Source organism: Kitasatospora sp. NPDC086009 (genome assembly GCF_044540385.1).
GTDB lineage: Bacteria > Actinomycetota > Actinomycetes > Streptomycetales > Streptomycetaceae > Kitasatospora.
The window spans coordinates 622,625-637,510 of the sequence record NZ_JBITSA010000002.1; the positions used below are offsets into that span (position 1 = coordinate 622,625).

Annotated in this window: 10 protein-coding genes; 3 read left to right on the forward strand and 7 right to left on the reverse strand. The window is 73.1% G+C overall.

Translation table 11 applies throughout. The features are described 5' to 3' along the window. The first annotated feature begins 19 nt into the window (after window positions 1-19). A complete protein-coding gene (locus ACIF6L_RS08445) occupies window positions 20-709 on the forward strand; it encodes an ANTAR domain-containing response regulator (protein WP_380394343.1) in 690 nt (229 codons plus the stop codon). Between the two features lie 81 nt (window positions 710-790). Here the strand turns inward: ACIF6L_RS08445 and ACIF6L_RS08450 are convergent, their stop codons facing one another. From ACIF6L_RS08450 to ACIF6L_RS08475, 6 genes are all read right to left on the reverse strand, one after another. After that, the gene (locus ACIF6L_RS08450; RefSeq protein ID WP_329487190.1) at window positions 791-1,507 is read right to left on the reverse strand and encodes an ABC transporter ATP-binding protein; all 717 of its coding nucleotides are present in this window, start codon (window positions 1,505-1,507) and stop codon (window positions 791-793) included. Continuing rightward, window positions 1,504-2,346, reverse strand: coding sequence for an ABC transporter ATP-binding protein (locus ACIF6L_RS08455; RefSeq protein WP_329492074.1), 843 nt, complete (start codon window positions 2,344-2,346; stop codon window positions 1,504-1,506). The genes ACIF6L_RS08450 and ACIF6L_RS08455 overlap by 4 nt, the downstream gene beginning before the upstream one ends. An 8-nt stretch (window positions 2,347-2,354) precedes the next feature. Then, window positions 2,355-4,289, reverse strand: coding sequence for a branched-chain amino acid ABC transporter permease (locus ACIF6L_RS08460; protein ID WP_396487109.1), 1,935 nt, complete (start codon window positions 4,287-4,289; stop codon window positions 2,355-2,357). A 5-nt stretch (window positions 4,290-4,294) separates the two neighbouring features. Beyond that, entirely contained in the window at window positions 4,295-5,224 is a 930-nt protein-coding gene (locus ACIF6L_RS08465; RefSeq protein WP_396486842.1) for a branched-chain amino acid ABC transporter permease, read from the reverse strand. 129 nt (window positions 5,225-5,353) lie between these two features. Continuing rightward, window positions 5,354-6,580: a branched-chain amino acid ABC transporter substrate-binding protein gene (locus tag ACIF6L_RS08470; RefSeq protein ID WP_329487188.1), complete on the reverse strand. Its 1,227-nt coding sequence runs from the start codon at window positions 6,578-6,580 to the stop codon at window positions 5,354-5,356. Between the two features lie 586 nt (window positions 6,581-7,166). Next, window positions 7,167-7,646, reverse strand: a complete 480-nt coding sequence (locus tag ACIF6L_RS08475) for a hotdog fold thioesterase (RefSeq protein ID WP_359802424.1) — start codon at window positions 7,644-7,646, stop codon at window positions 7,167-7,169. A 384-nt stretch (window positions 7,647-8,030) separates the two neighbouring features. On the opposite strand from ACIF6L_RS08475, the gene polA reads away from it, so the two are divergent. Next, window positions 8,031-10,730 carry a DNA polymerase I gene (gene polA / locus ACIF6L_RS08480; RefSeq protein WP_396487107.1) on the forward strand — a complete coding sequence of 900 codons (2,700 nt, stop codon included), beginning with the start codon at window positions 8,031-8,033 and terminating at the stop codon, window positions 10,728-10,730. Window positions 10,731-10,953: 223 nt separating this feature from the next. After that, the gene (locus ACIF6L_RS08485; protein WP_396486841.1) at window positions 10,954-12,171 is read left to right on the forward strand and encodes a DUF3103 family protein; all 1,218 of its coding nucleotides are present in this window, start codon (window positions 10,954-10,956) and stop codon (window positions 12,169-12,171) included. A 74-nt stretch (window positions 12,172-12,245) separates the two neighbouring features. On the opposite strand, the gene hrpB is transcribed toward ACIF6L_RS08485, so the two are convergent. After that, complete coding sequence (hrpB, locus tag ACIF6L_RS08490) at window positions 12,246-14,783, reverse strand: ATP-dependent helicase HrpB (protein WP_396486840.1); 2,538 nt, start codon at window positions 14,781-14,783, stop codon at window positions 12,246-12,248. Between the last annotated feature and the right edge of the window lie 103 nt (window positions 14,784-14,886).

Genomic DNA, 14,886 nt, shown 5'->3' on the forward strand with positions numbered 1-14,886 from the left:
GGTGTAGGTACCCTCATTGATGCAGTACCCCGCCGGAACGAGGAGCCCCGTGAGCACCGCCGACGAGCAGGCAGAGCCGCTTGAGACCGACATGCCCCAGATCACCCGAATTGTGATCGCCGAGGACGAGGCGTTGATCCGCCTCGACCTGAAGGAGATGCTCGAAGAGGAGGGGTACACGGTCGTCGGCGAGGCCGGGGACGGGGCGACGGCGCTGAAGCTGGTCGAGGAGCTGCGGCCCGACCTGGCGATCCTGGACGTGAAGATGCCCGTCCTGGACGGGCTCTCCGCCGCCGAGCAGATCCACGAGGCGCACCTGGCGCCCGTGCTGATGCTGACCGCGTTCTCGCAGCGCGAGCTGGTGGACCGGGCGCGGGACGCGGGCGCGATGGCGTACATCGTGAAGCCGTTCAGCAAGAGCGACCTGGTCCCCGCGATCGAGATGGCCGTCTCCCGGTACACCGAGATGCGGACGCTGGAGGAGGAGATCCAGGACCTCACCCAGCGGCTGGAGACCCGGAAGCTGGTGGACCGGGCGAAGAGCGTGCTGCAGACCAAGTTCGGGCTGAACGAGCCGGCCGCGTTCCGGTGGATCCAGAAGACCTCGATGGACCGTCGGATGACGATGGCCGCGGTCGCGGAGGCCGTGATCGAAGAGGGCGAGGCCCAGGACAAGAAGAAGGCCGACGAGGCCAAGGGCGAGCAGTAGCGGCCCGTGGGCCGACAGGCACGTGGAAGGGCCCGGCAGCGCGCGCTGCCGGGCCCTTCCACGTGCCGCCCGGGCGGGAGGTCAGTCCTCGCCGAGGTAGGCCTTCCGCACGGACTCGTCGTGCAGGAGGTCGGCGCCGGTGCCCTTGAGCACGATGCGGCCGGTCTCCATCACGTAGCCCTGGTCGGACAGCGAGAGCGCCGCCTGGGCGTTCTGCTCGACCAGCAGGATGGTCGTGCCGCTGGCCTTCAGCTCCACGATGGTCGCCATGATCTTCTGCATCATCAGCGGGGAGAGCCCCATCGAGGGCTCGTCCAGCATCAGCAGCTTCGGCTGGGACATCAGTGCCCGGCCCATGGCGAGCATCTGCTGCTCGCCGCCGGACAGGGTGCCGGCGGCCTGCTTGCGCCGCTCGCCGAGGATCGGGAAGAGGCCGTAGGCCCGCTCGACGTCCGCCGCGATGCCGGCCGTGTCGGTGCGCAGGAACGCGCCGAGCAGCAGGTTCTCCTCGATGGTCATCCGCGGGAAGATGTGCCGGCCCTCGGGGGAGTGGGCGAGCCCGAGCGCGACGATCTTGTGGGCGGGGACGGTGGTGAGGGCCTGGCCGTCGAAGGTGACCGTGCCGCCGGTGGGCTTGAGCAGGCCGGACAGGGTGCGCAGGGTGGTGGTCTTGCCGGCGCCGTTGGTGCCGATCAGGGTGGTGACCTCGCCCTGGTTGACGGTGAAGCTGATGCCCTTGACGGCTTCGATCTTGCCGTAGGCGACGCGGAGGTCCTTGACCTCGAGGAGTGCGGTCACTGGTCGGTCTCCGTTGCTGCGGGGGCGGTGCCTTCGAGCGGTGCGCCGAGGTAGGCGGTGATGACGCGTTCGTCGCTCTGGACGGTCTCGCGGTCGCCTTCGACGATCTTCTGGCCCTGGACCAGGACGGCGGTGCGGTCGCACAGGTTGAAGATGAACCGCATGTCGTGCTCGATGACGAGGATGGAGATGCCCTTGTCACGGATGGCGAAGACGAGTTCCTCGGCGGCCCGGGTCTCCTGCGGGTTCATGCCGGCGGTGGGCTCGTCGAGGAGCAGCAGGCCGGGGTCGGACGCGAGGGCCCGGGCGATCTCCAGCTTGCGCTGTTCGCCGTAGGGGAGGTTGCGGGCGAGGTGGTCGGCCTTGTCGGCGAGTCCGGTGAACGCCAGCAGTTCCATGGCGCGGGCGCGGCTCTCGGCTTCGGCGCGGTGGTAGCCGGGGCCGCGGAGGATGGCGGAGAAGATGCCTTCCTTGGTACGGCTGTGCCGGCCGACGAGGACGTTCTCCAGGACGGTCATGTTGGCGAAGAGCCGGATGTTCTGGAAGGTGCGGGCGATGCCGGCCTGGGTGACGAGGTGGGGCTTGGGCGGCAGGACGGTGCCGCGGTAGGCGACGCGTCCCTCGGTGGGGACGTAGAGGCCGGTGAGGCAGTTGAAGAAGGTGGTCTTGCCGGCGCCGTTGGGGCCGATCAGGCCGATGATCTCGCCTTCGCCGACGGTGAGGGAGACGTTGTTGACGGCGGTGAGGCCGCCGAACCGCATGGTGACGCCGGAGACTTCGAGCAGGGGCTTGGCGGGGCCGGGCCCGGAGACGGCGGCGGGGGCGTCGGTGGTGGTCATCTGGCTGGTCACGCCCCTGCCTTGGTGAGGGCGACGGTGTCGCCGGAGAGCTGCGCGGGGATCGCGGCCTCGTGGAATTCCAGCTGGTTGCGCCGGTTGGGGATGAGCCCTTCGGGGCGGACGCGCATCAGCACGATGAGGGCGATGCCGAAGGCGAGCAGCTGGTAGTTGGAGAGGAATTCCAGCTTCTTCGGGATGAGGAAGAGGAGGGTGGCGCCGGCCAGCGGGCCGCTGATGGTGCCCATGCCGCCGAGGATGACGGCGGCGAGCAGGAAGGCGGAGTTGGGCGGCAGGGCCTCGGCGAAGGTGTACTGGTCGGGGGTGACGGTGTAGCTGACGTGGGCCTGGACGGTGCCGGCGAGGCCGGCGAGGCAGGCGCCGAGGGCGAAGGCGAGGAGCTTGAGCCGGAAGCCGTTGATGCCCATGGCCTCGGCGGCGGTCTCGTCCTCGCGGATGGCGACCCAGGCGCGGCCGATGCGGGAGTTGCCGACCCGGGCGAAGACCAGTACGACGAGGGCGGTGACCAGGAGCATCAGCAGGTAGTAGTTGGAGAACCGGCCGAGTTCGACGCCGAGGACGGTGTGCGGCTTGCCGAGGTCGAAGCCGAGGATCTGGAGGTCGGGGATCCGCGGGATGCCGTTGGAGCCGTTGGTGATCTTGGGCCCGGTGGTGCCGTTGAGGTTGAGCATGGTGATGCGGAAGATCTCGCCGAAGCCGAGGGTGACGATGGCGAGGTAGTCGCCGCGCAGCCGCAGGGTGGGGGCGCCGATCAGCACACCGAAGATCATCGACACCACGGCGCCGGTCAGCATCGCGGCCCAGAAGGGGAACTGGACGTGGATCGGCGAGGCGGGGGAGCCGGAGACCAGGGCGGCGGCGTAGGCGCCGACGCCGAGGAAGGCGACGTAGCCGAGGTCGAGCAGGCCGGCCAGACCCACGACGATGTTGAGGCCGAGGGCGACGGTGGCGAAGATCAGGATGTTGGCGGCGACCGAGGTGTACTGGTCGCTGGTCTGGGTGAACGGGAAGCTGGCGGCGGCGGCGAAGGCGGCGCCGGTGGTGACCGGGCGGTACTTGACGGTCAGCGCGCGCAGCCGGGCCAGCAGGCCGCCCTTGGCCAGGGCGGGGACGACGGCGGCGGCGAGCAGCAGGTAGGCGGTGAAGAGTTCGCCGTACTCGGTGTCGATGCCGAAGGTGATCGCGAACAGGCCGATGGCGAAGGCCAGCACGATGAGCAGGACCTCGGCCCAGGAGGGCAGTTCGCGGGCGGCGGGCAGCGGCCGCTCGACGGTGCCGAGGCGGAGCCCGCTGTTGGCGAGGTGGCCGATCTGCAGGAGCAGGACGGCGGCGGCGGCGATCACCAGGGCGCCGGCGAGGGCAGTCAGCACCGGGGCGACGGGCTTGTCCTCGGGGACGGCGTGGGTGGCGAACCAGGCGACCGGGGCGGCGGGGAGGAGCAGGAACAGCCGCCGGTCGAGGATCCGCACCGGGACGTGGGTGCGCCGGTCGAGCGGCAGGCCGAGGCTGCCGACGACGGCGAGCAGCGAGCCGAGGGCGGCGACCCAGCCGCCGGGGTCGAGGTTGGCGAGGCCGCCGAGGTCGACCGCGATGGCGATGACGGAGAACCAGCTGACGGCGAAGGCGCCGGCGGCGGCGAGCAGGACGGCGTTGTGGCTGCGGGTGGGGGCGGCCCAGCGCAGGCCGCGGACGCCGTGGGTGGCGAGCAGCAGGGCGAGGGTGAGCAGGCCCGCGGTGAGGGCGAGCCACTGGAGGCCGGCGGGGGAGCCGTAGTACGTGAGGTCGCCGGGGAACTCGTCGGTGTACGTCCAGGACATCAGGGCGGAGCCGGCGGTGGCGAGGGCGCCGAGGCCGGTGAGGAGGGCGGCGGCGCGGGCCGGCAGCGGGATGACCGGGGTGGTCTCGGTGGTCGAGGTGGTGGTCATGGTGCTCACGCCCTGTCCGCGACGCGTTCGCCGAGCAGGCCCTGGGGTCGGACGAGCAGGACGAGGATGAGGAGTACGAAGGCCCAGACGTCCTTCCAGGCGCCGCCTCCGAAGAGGTGCATGCCGGGCAGGTGCTGGATGTAGCCGGTGGCGAGGGCTTCGGCGAGGCCGAGGGCGACGCCGCCGAGCATGGCGCCGTAGATGTTGCCGATGCCGCCGAGGACGGCTGCGGTGAAGGCCTTGAGGCCGAGCAGGAAGCCCATCCGGAAGTCGATCTGGCCGCTGCGCAGGCCGTAGGCGACGGCGGCGACGGCGGCGAACGCGGCACCGATGGCGAAGGCCATGACGATGATCCGGTCGGTGTCGATGCCCATGAGCTTGGCGGTGTCGGGGTCCTGGCTGGTGGCCTGCATGGCGCGGCCGGAGCGGGTGCGGGTGACGAACCAGCCGAGGGCGAGCATGCAGAGCGGGGCGGCGATGATCAGGAAGATGTCGCTGCGCTGGACGGTGACGGAGCCGAGCTCGAACGGGTCGCCGGGGATCTTCGGGAAGACTCGGGCCTTCTTCGCGTCGGGGTAGAACGAGAAGACGAGCTGCTGCAGGACGATCGACAGGCCGATCGCGGTGATCAGGGGGGCCAGTCGGGGCGCGGTGCGCAGCGGCCGGTAGGCGAAGCGCTCGGCGGCGACGGCGGTGAGCGTGGAGACCAGGACGCCGGCTATCAGCATCAGCGGTAGGGCCAGCCAGAGTGTGGTGCCGCCGGGGAGGGCGAGGTAGGCGGTCAGGGCGCCGAAGCCGCCGACCATGACGATCTCGCCGTGGGCGAAGTTGATGAGCTGGACGATGCCGTAGACCATCGTGTAGCCGATCGCGACGAGCCCGTAGAGGGCGCCGAGGATCAGGCCGTTGGCCAGCTGCTGCGGTAGGTCGTGCACCGCTGGGCCTCCGTTGTGCGTTGCGTGAAGTCCGCGTGGGTGGGGGATGTGGGCGCGCGCGGGGGCACTGGTGGCGCCCCCGCGCGGGATGACTCCGCTGTTCCGGGCTGTTGCTGACGGGTGGTCAGGTCAGCCGCTGAAGGTGCCGGACTTCTCCACGGCCCACTTGCCGTCCTTGACGGTGTAGACGGTGAGCTGCTTGTTGGTGGTGTCGCCGAACTCGTCGAAGGAGACCTTGCCGGTCACGCCGTCGAAGGAGACCTTCTGGACGGCCTCGACGACCTTGGCGCGGGGGTTGCTGGGGAGCTTGCCGCCGTTGTCCTTGACGACGTTCTTGACGGCCTCGATGATCGCCCAGCCACTGTCGTAGGAGTAGCCGCCGTAGGTCTCGTAGGCGTCCTTGTAGCCGGCGGTCTTGTAGTCGGCGATGAACTTGGCGGCGGTGGGGAGCGCCTCGACGGGCAGGCCGACGGCGGTGGCGTAGTCGCCCGCGCTCTTGGGGTTGAGCTTGATGAAGTCGCCGCTCTGGATGCCGTCACCGCCCATCAGGGGGATGGTGAGGCCGGCGTCCTTGAGCTGGAGGGAGAGCGGGCCGGCGGCGGGGTACTCGCCGCCGTAGTAGACGGCTTCGGCGCCGGAGCTCTTGACCTTGGTGACGACGGCGGCGAAGTCGCGGTCGTCGGGGTTGACGTGCTCCTCGCCGACGATGGTGCCGCCCTGCTTGACGAACTCGCCCTTGAAGGTGGCGGCGAGGCCGGCGCCGTAGGTCTTCTGGTCGTCGATGAGGAAGACCTTGGTCTTCTTGGCGTCCTTGGCCAGGAACTGGGCCGCGAAGGGGCCCTGGACGGCGTCGGTGGTGGCGGTGCGGAAGTAGGACTTGAAGGGGCGGGCCTTGTCGCCGCTGGCCCACTTCTCGCCCTGGCTGAGCGCGACGCCGGTGTTGGCGGGGGAGATCTGGACGAGGTTGGCGTCGTTGAAGATCTGCTGCATCGACTGGGCGACGCTGGAGTTGAGCGGGCCGACGACGCCGATGACGTTCTTGTCGGCGACCAGCTGGGTGGCGTTCTGCTGGCCCGGGGCGGGCTTGCCGGTGTCGTCGAGGGCCTTGATCTCGAACTTGACGCCGGGGACCTCGTTCTTCTCGTTGGCCTGCTTGACCGCGAGCTCGACGGAGTTGCGGATGCCGAGGCCGAGGGCGGAGAGGTCGCCGGTGAGCGGCGCGTCCACGCCGATGGTGACGGTGGTGGCCCCGGCGTTGCCGTCCCCGGACTTCTTCTCGCCGCGGGATCCGCAGGCGCTGATGCTGAGGGCGCCGATCACGGCAATGCTCACGACAACTGCTGAACGGTGACGCACAGGGGTCCCCTTCGGTTCAGGAGGGCGCCGCGCCTGAGTGGCGGGAGCCGGGATGCGCAATGGGCCTGGCCCAATCCGGTGGCGCGGTGACTGGCCGTGACTCTAGATGCCTCTGGGCGGCTCGGGCAGTGCTGTGGCGAGGCTGTGATTCTCTTGTTATGAGCACACGGAGCGACCGTCTCACTATGTGGTCGTTCTGGCCCGATCGATCCTGTACTGACAGGCGTCTACTCGCTGGTAGGTGCATGTAAGGGCCAGAATTGCGGGTGACTCCTGGCCTCACCGATAATCGGACACGACTGTCCGCCGTGCTGGTGTCGGGCGTGTGCGTCCGAATATCGGACATTCCCGGGAATGACGAAGCACCCCCGGGTCGATGCGGGCCCGGAAGCGGTCGAACGTTCGGATTTCCTACTTGTTACGCAGTGTTACATCCCTCGCAGTGCGCGCAAACGCCTCCGCCCCCTTGTCTGGACCAACGCCTGCCCAGGGCAGTCGAAGGTCAAACAAGGGGGCGGACAAGGGAATTGATGATCGGTCGGCCCGACCGGCGGGCCATTGACGGGTCGGCCGGGCCGACGGGGCGTCAGAGGTCGCGGAGCATGCAGGTCAGGCGGCAGCTGGTGATCCGCTTGCCGGTGTCGTCGGTGATCGCGATCTCGTAGGTGGCGGCGGTGCGTCCCTTGAACACGGCGGTGGCGACCCCGGTGATCAGGCCGGAGGTGGCCGAGCGGTGGTGGGTGGCGTTCAGGTCCACGCCCACCGCGTACCGGCCGGGGCCGGCGTGCAGCATCGCGCCGACCGACCCGAGGGTCTCGGCCAGCGCCGCCGAGGCGCCGCCGTGCAGCAGCCCGTACGGCTGCTGGTTCCCCTCGACCGGCATCGTGCCGACCACCCGGTCGCCGGAGGCCTCGACGACCCGGATCCCGAGCTTGTCGCCGAGGTGGCCGCCGGAGAAGGTGGCCGGGTCGACGCCGAGCTTCGCGAAGTGGTCCAGCACCTCCTGCGGGATGTTCAGCGCGGGGGCCGGTTCGGGGGTGGTCGCGCCGGGGGCCGCTTCGGTCATGGGGGAGCTCCTGCCGCTCGGGGGTCACGTCGTCGTGCTGCCTGCGATCGTACGACCGTCCTACTCGGCGGTAGTGATCGCGTGGGGGAGTTGGCGTGGCGGGTGCGCCCGGGCCGTTCCCCCGTCGGCCGGGACCCGTCCCCCCGCCGGCCGGACCCGGCTGCTCGCGCACGGGCGCGCCCGCGCGGGTGCGCGCCCGCCCGAGCGCGCCCCCGGGCGCCGCACCCCGCGGGCCCGGCGCCCGGACCGCGCGGCGCCCTTTTTGTCGGTGCCGGGCCATAGGATCGGTGGCCGGTAGTGGAATCGGCAGGAACGGACGTTGACGTGGCTACGCAGAGTACGGACAAGGGCGCGGCGGGTGGCGGCGGGGCGCGGCCCCGGCTGATGCTGCTCGACGGGCACTCGATGGCCTACCGGGCGTTCTACGCGCTGCCCGTGGAGAACTTCAACACCTCCACCGGCCAGCCCACCAACGCGGTGTACGGCTTCGCCTCGATGCTCGCCAACACCGTCCGGGACGAGCGGCCCACCCACCTCGCGGTGGCCTTCGACCTCTCCCGGCAGACGTTCCGCTCCGTCGAGTTCCCCGACTACAAGGCCAACCGGGCCAAGACGCCGGACGAGTTCCGCAGCCAGATCGGCCTGATCGGCGAACTGCTGGACGCCATGCGGGTGCCGCGGATGACGGTCGAGGGCTTCGAGGCCGACGACATCATCGCCACCCTGGCCACCGCCGCCGAGGCGGCCGGCTTCGACGTCGACATCGTCACCGGCGACCGGGACTCGCTCCAGCTGGTCACCGACCACATCACCGTCCTCTACCCGACCAAGGGCGTCTCCGAGCTCACCCGCTACACCCCGGAGAAGGTCGCCGAGAAGTACGGCGTCACCCCCCGCCAGTACCCCGACCTCGCGGCGCTGCGCGGTGACCCGTCCGACAACCTGCCCGGCATCCCGGGCGTCGGCGAGAAGACGGCCGCCAAGTGGGTCAACCAGTTCGGCTCCTTCGACGAACTCGTCTCCCGCGCCGACGAGGTGAAGGGCAAGATCGGCGAGAAGCTGCGCGACCACCTGGACTCGGTCAAGCGCAACCGCGTCCTCACCGAGCTGGTCCGCGACGTCGAACTCCCGCTCGCCGTCGCCGACCTGGAGCGCGCCGCGTTCGACCGCGAGGCGGTCGCCGGTCTGATGGAGTCGCTGGAGTTCCGCAACGCCAACTTCCGCGACCGGGTCTTCGGCATCGACCCGGCCGCCGCCGAGCCCGAGGCCGCCGTCGAACTCGCCCCCGGCGTCGAGGTGGACGGCGAACTGCTCACCGACCCGGGCACGCTGGCCGGGTGGCTGCGCGGGCACTCCGACGGCAAGGCCCCGGTCGCGCTGGCCGCCGTCTACCGGTGGGCGCTCGGCACCGGCGAGGTCACCGAGATCGCGCTGGCCGCCGGCGAGACCGCCGCCTGGTTCGACCCGGCGCTGCTCGCCGAGGAGGACGAACGCGCCTTCGCCGACTGGCTGGCCGACCCGGCCGCCCCCAAGGCCCTGCACATCGCCAAGCAGGTGATGCGCGCCTTCGCCGAGCGCGGCTGGACGATCGCGGGCGTCGTCGCCGACACCGCCCTCGCCGCGTACCTGGAGAAGCCCGGCCGCCGCACCTTCACCCTGGAGGTGCTCGCCGAGGAGTACCTGGCCCGTTCGCTCGCCCCGGCCGCGGTCGCCGAGAGCGGCCAGCTCGCCTTCGACGCCCCCGAGGAGCCGGACGAGGTCGACGCGGTGGCCGCCCGCGCCCAGGCGCTGATGCTCCAGGCCCGCGCCGTGCTGGACCTCGCCGCCCTCTTCGACACCCGCCTCGCCGAGGTCGGCGCCACCGAGCTGCTGCGGGACATGGAGCTGCCGATCGCCGCCCTGCTGGCCCGGATGGAGCGCACCGGCATCGCCGCCGACCGCCCCTGGCTCACCGGCCTGGAGGCCCAGTTCGCCACCGAGATCCAGCGCGTGGTGGAGGAGGCGCACGCCGCCGCCGGCCACGAGTTCAACCTCGGCTCGCCCAAGCAGCTCCAGGAGATCCTCTTCGGCGAGCTGGCCCTGCCCAAGACCAAGAAGATCAAGACCGGCTACACCACCGACGCCGACGCGCTCACCTGGCTGGCCGGCCAGACCGACAACGAGCTGCCGGTCATCCTGCTCCGCCACCGCGACCAGGCCAAGCTGCGCACCACCGTCGAGGGCCTGCTCAAGACGGTCTCGCCGGCCGGCCGGATCCACACCACCTTCAACCAGATGGTCGCCGCCACCGGCCGGCTCTCCTCGCAGGACCCGAACCTGCAGAACATCCCGGTCCGCACCGAGGAGGGCCGCGCCATCCGCCGCGCCTTCGTCGTCGGCGCGGGCTACGAGGCGCTGCTGACGGCCGACTACTCCCAGATCGAACTGCGCATCATGGCCCACCTCTCCGAGGACGAGGCCCTGCTCGAGGCCTTCGCCACCGGCGAGGACCTGCACACCACCGTCGCCTCCCAGGTCTTCGAAGTCCCCGGCGACGCGGTGGACGCCGAGATGCGCCGCAAGATCAAGGCGATGTCCTACGGTCTGGCGTACGGGCTCTCCGCGTACGGGCTCTCCCAGCAGCTCGGTATCAAGCCCGCCGAGGCCCAGGGCCTGATGGACACCTACTTCGAGCGCTTCGGCGGCGTGCGCGACTACCTGCGCCGGGTCGTCGACGAGGCCCGTGCCACCGGCTACACCGAGACCCTGCTCGGCCGCCGCCGCTACCTGCCGGACCTCAACAGCGACAACCGCCAGCGCCGCGAGATGGCCGAGCGGATGGCCCTCAACGCCCCGATCCAGGGCTCGGCCGCCGACATCGTCAAGATCGCCATGCTCCGGGTGGACGAGGCGCTGACCGCCGCCGGCCTCACCTCCCGGATGCTGCTCCAGGTGCACGACGAAATCGTGCTGGAGCTGGCGCCCGGTGAGCGCGAGCAGGTCGAGGCGATCGTCCGCGCGCAGATGGCCGGCGCCTACCCGCTGCGCGCCCCGCTCGACGTCTCGGTGGGCGTCGGCGCGAACTGGGAGGCCGCCGCGCACTGACGGCCGGCGGGAAGGCGGTGGGCGCGGTCCGGATCGGGCCGCGCCCACCGCCTTCTCGCCGTCCGGCGGCCGCCCGGCCGCCCGGCGGGCGATTGCTTCGTACCGGGGGTTGATCCGGCGTCAGGAGAGCTCTTCACTTGTCATGGCACCGACGTCCATGATCCGCGCGCCGTGCCGCTCCATCCGCTCCGACGCCTCACCCGACGAGTCTGGAGATCCCCTCATGTCCGTGCCCCCTCTGCGGCGCGCCGTCGTGGCGCTCGCGGCCCTGCCGCTGCTGGCGCTCGGCGCCGGCCAGGCGCTGGCCGCCCCGGCCCCGGCACCGCACCCCACCGCTCCCGCCCAGGCGCCCGCCGCCCGGGCCATCGCCACCGCCACCCAGGTGTCCGCGATCGAGGACGAGGTCGCCCGCGCGCTGGCCGGCGCCCTCACCGACGCCGCGCTGCGTGACCGGCTGCGGTCCGCGACCGCCGACGCGGCCTCCGGCGCCGCCGACCTCGGCCCGCTGGCCGCGGCCGCCCAGGGCCCCGCCGGCCGGCTCGCCGCCACCACCGCGCAGGCGGACCGCCGGATCGCCGCCGCCAAGGGCCTCGGCGACCTCGGCCCGCTGCTGCGCGTCCAGTTGGCCGACCCGTCGATGCGGGCCGCGCTGGACGCGGGCGCCGCGCCGCTGGTGGCCACCGCCGTCGCCGACGACCACGCCCGCACCGTCCGCGCCTACGACACCGCAGGCCGGGCCCACGCGCTCGACGCCGCGGCGGTGCCCGGGCAGCCGGTCTACCTGGTGGACATCGACACCGCCAGGACGCTGGCCGCCGGTATGGCCGTCCTCCAGCGGGAGTTCGCCGCACGCGGTCTCGACACCGCCGGCGGTGCCGCCGCGGCGAAGGGGCCGGGGGCGGCGAACGGGCCGGCGACGGCGCAGGGACCGGGCGCGGCGCAGGCGGCCGGCGGCTGGTGGGCGACCAAGATCAGTGGCATCGAGGTCGCCGACGACGAGGAGCCCTGGTTCAAGGGCGCCGCCGAGATGTTCGGCCTGGTGACCGGCTTCGGCCAGGACGGCAAGGTCCGGGTCGACTCGGTCGCCATGCCGTACCTCCAGTACGACGGCACGGTGTACTACCCGAACCAGATCCTGGTGAACTGGTCGAACTACAAGTACAACCTGGCCGACGTCGTCCTGATGGAGGACGACGGCGACACCAACTACCTGGCGCTGGCCCAGGCAGTGGCCGCCGTCCTGCTCACCATCGCCGACCAGGGTGCCTACATCCCGCTGGTCAACGCCGTCCTGGCGGCCCTGCCGACCTCCTGGTGGGTCGACGACCCGGACTACGTGGAGTCCTGGTACACCCTCGCCCGGACCAGTTCGGGCCGGCTCAACGGGGCCCGCGGCAACGGCTGGATGACCGTCGAGCCGTACTTCGTCGAGCAGTTCTGACGTTCCGACGTTCCGACGGTTCCGACCGGGCGCCCGCCCGCGGGGCGCAACCCCGCGGGCGGCCACCCGGCCGGTCAGCGCCGGGCGTTCAGGCGCCGGGTCGGCTCGGCGGTGCTCGGGTCCTCCGGCCACGGGTGGCGCGGGTAGCGGCCCCGCAGCTCGGCCCGGACGGCCCGGTAGCCCTCGCGCCAGAACGAGGCGAGGTCGCCGGTCACGGCGGCCGGGCGCCCGGCGGGGGAGAGCAGGTGGACGGTGAGCGGCACCCGCCCGCCGGCCAGCGCGGGCGCGGCGGCCCAGCCGAACAGCTCCTGCAACTTGACCGCCAGCACCGGCCGTTCGCCGCTGTAGTCGACCCGGATCCGGGAGCCGGACGGCACCGTGATCCGCTCCGGCGCCAGTTCGTCGAGCCGCCCGGCCGCGCCGCCCGCCCAGGGCAGCAGCCGCTGCAGGGCGCCCGCGGTGTCGATCCGGGCGAGGTCGGAGCGCCGCCGGGCGCGCGAGAGTTCGGGCTCCAGCCAGTCGTCCGCCCGGGCCAGCAGGGCCTCGTCCGAGACCGCCGGCCAGGGCTCGCCGAGCGCCGCGTGCAGGAAGGCCAGCCGCTCGCGCAGGCCGGCCGCCCCGGCCGGCCAGCTCAGCAGCTCACCGACGCCCTCCCGGGCCAGCCCCTCCAGCAGCGCGACCCGCAGCAGCGCCGGCCGGGGCCGGTCCAGCGTCGCCGCGGCCAGCTCGACGGCGCCCAGCGACTCCACCCGTCGGGCGGTCACCTCGCGGCGCCGGACGTCCCAGCGCACCTCCTCCCGGGTGGTCAGCAGCGGAGCCCCCGCCAGCCGGGCCGTCTCCTCGTCCAGTGCGGCCGCGTGCAGCACCCGCGCGGACGGCGAGCCGGCCGGCCGGTCCGCCGCCGCGACGGCCAGCCAGGGCACCGAGCCGAGCGCGGTGCCAGGCGCCAGCTCGGCGGCGGTGCCCGAGGCCATCAGGTACGGGCTGCGGGCTCCCGGTTCGGGCTTCTCCACCCGGGCCCGGGCGATCCGCTCGGGGAAGGCCAGCGCCACCACCAGACCGACCGCCGTCGCGTCCGGCAGCGGGGTCGCCGGGCTCCCGTCCACCCCGCGCAGCAGTCGCCGCACCTCCTCGCGCCAGCGGCCCGGGTACGGGTCGCGGCCGTCCCGGACGGTCCGCAGCACGGCGCCCAGGTCGTCCCCGAGGGAGCGCGGCGGTTCCTCCGACAGCAGGGCCACCACCTCGGCGGCGCGCCGCGCGCCGACCGCCGGTGCGCCGTCCACCAGGGCGCGGGCGAGCCGGGGGTGGAGCCCCGTCCGGGCCAGCCGGACGCCGCGCGCGGTGGCCCGGCCGTCGGCGTCCACCGCGCCGAGCGCCCGCAGGGTCTGCCGGGCGGCGGCCATCGCCCCGGCCGGGGGCCGGTCGGGCAGCGCGAGCCCGGTCGCGTCCGGGTCGCCCCAGCAGGAGGCCTGGAGGGCGAACGGCGTCAGGTCGGCGAGCGCGATCTCGGGCGTCGGCCAGCGCGCGGCGAGGGCGTCCTCGGCCTCCGCCCAGCAGCGGTAGACGGTGCCCGGCGCCTCGCGCCCGGCCCGCCCGGCGCGCTGCCGGGCGGCGGCCAGCGACGCCCGGACGGTCACCAGGCCGGCCAGGCCGCGCGCGTGGTCGGTGCGCGGCTCGCGCGCCAGGCCGGCGTCGACCACGACGCGTACCCCCGGCACGGTCAGCGAGGACTCGGCGACGGCGGTGGACAGCACCACCCGGCGGCCCTCGCCCGCCGCGAGCGCCGCGTCCTGCACCGACTGCGGGGCCCGGCCGTGCAACTGGAGCACCTGCGCCGGGGCGTCCGCGAGCAGCCCGGCGACCCGGGTGATCTCGCCGACGCCCGGCAGGAAGCAGAGCACGTCGCCCCGGCACTCGGTGAGCGCCCGCCGGACGGTGGCCGCGACGTGCTCCAGCAGCGCCGGGTCGACCCGGGTGCCGTGCGCGGGCCGGACGGCCCGGGGCGGCGGCGCCCACACCACGTCGACCGGGTGCGAGACGCCGTGCGCCTCGACGACGGGTGCCGGGCCCTCGGCGCCGCCGAGCAGCTCGGCCCAGGCGGCGGTGTCCGAGGTCGCCGAGGCGCAGACGATCCGCAGCTCCGGCCGCAGCGCCGCCCGGACGTCCAGCAGGAAGGCGAGCGCGGTGTCGGCGTCCAGATGCCGTTCGTGGCACTCGTCCAGCACCACCACGTCCACCCCGGGAAGTTCCTGGTCGCGCTGGAGGCGCTGGAGCAGGACGCCGGTGGTCACCACCTCGACCACGGTGTCCGGCCCGACCCGGCGCTCGCCGCGCACGGTGTGGCCGACCTCCGCCCCCACCGTCGAGCCGAGCAGCCAGGCCATCCGCCGGGCGGCCGCCCGCACCGCGAGCCGGCGCGGCTCGGCGACCAGCACCCGGCGGACCGGGCGGTCGCCCTCCTCGGTGAGCAGCCCGGCGAGGGCCAGCGGCACCAGGGTGGTCTTGCCGGTGCCGGGCGGGGCGGCCAGCGCGGCCACCCCGCGCCGGTCGAGCGCGCGGTGCAGGGCCGGCAGGGCGGTACGGACGGGCAGATCGCGCCAGGCGGGGTTCACCCGGACAGTCTCCCCGACTCCCGGACTCCCCGGCCCGGCCTGGCCGCGGCGGTCCCGACTCCCCGGCCCGGCCGCGACGGGCGCCGGTCCGACGGCCCCGGCG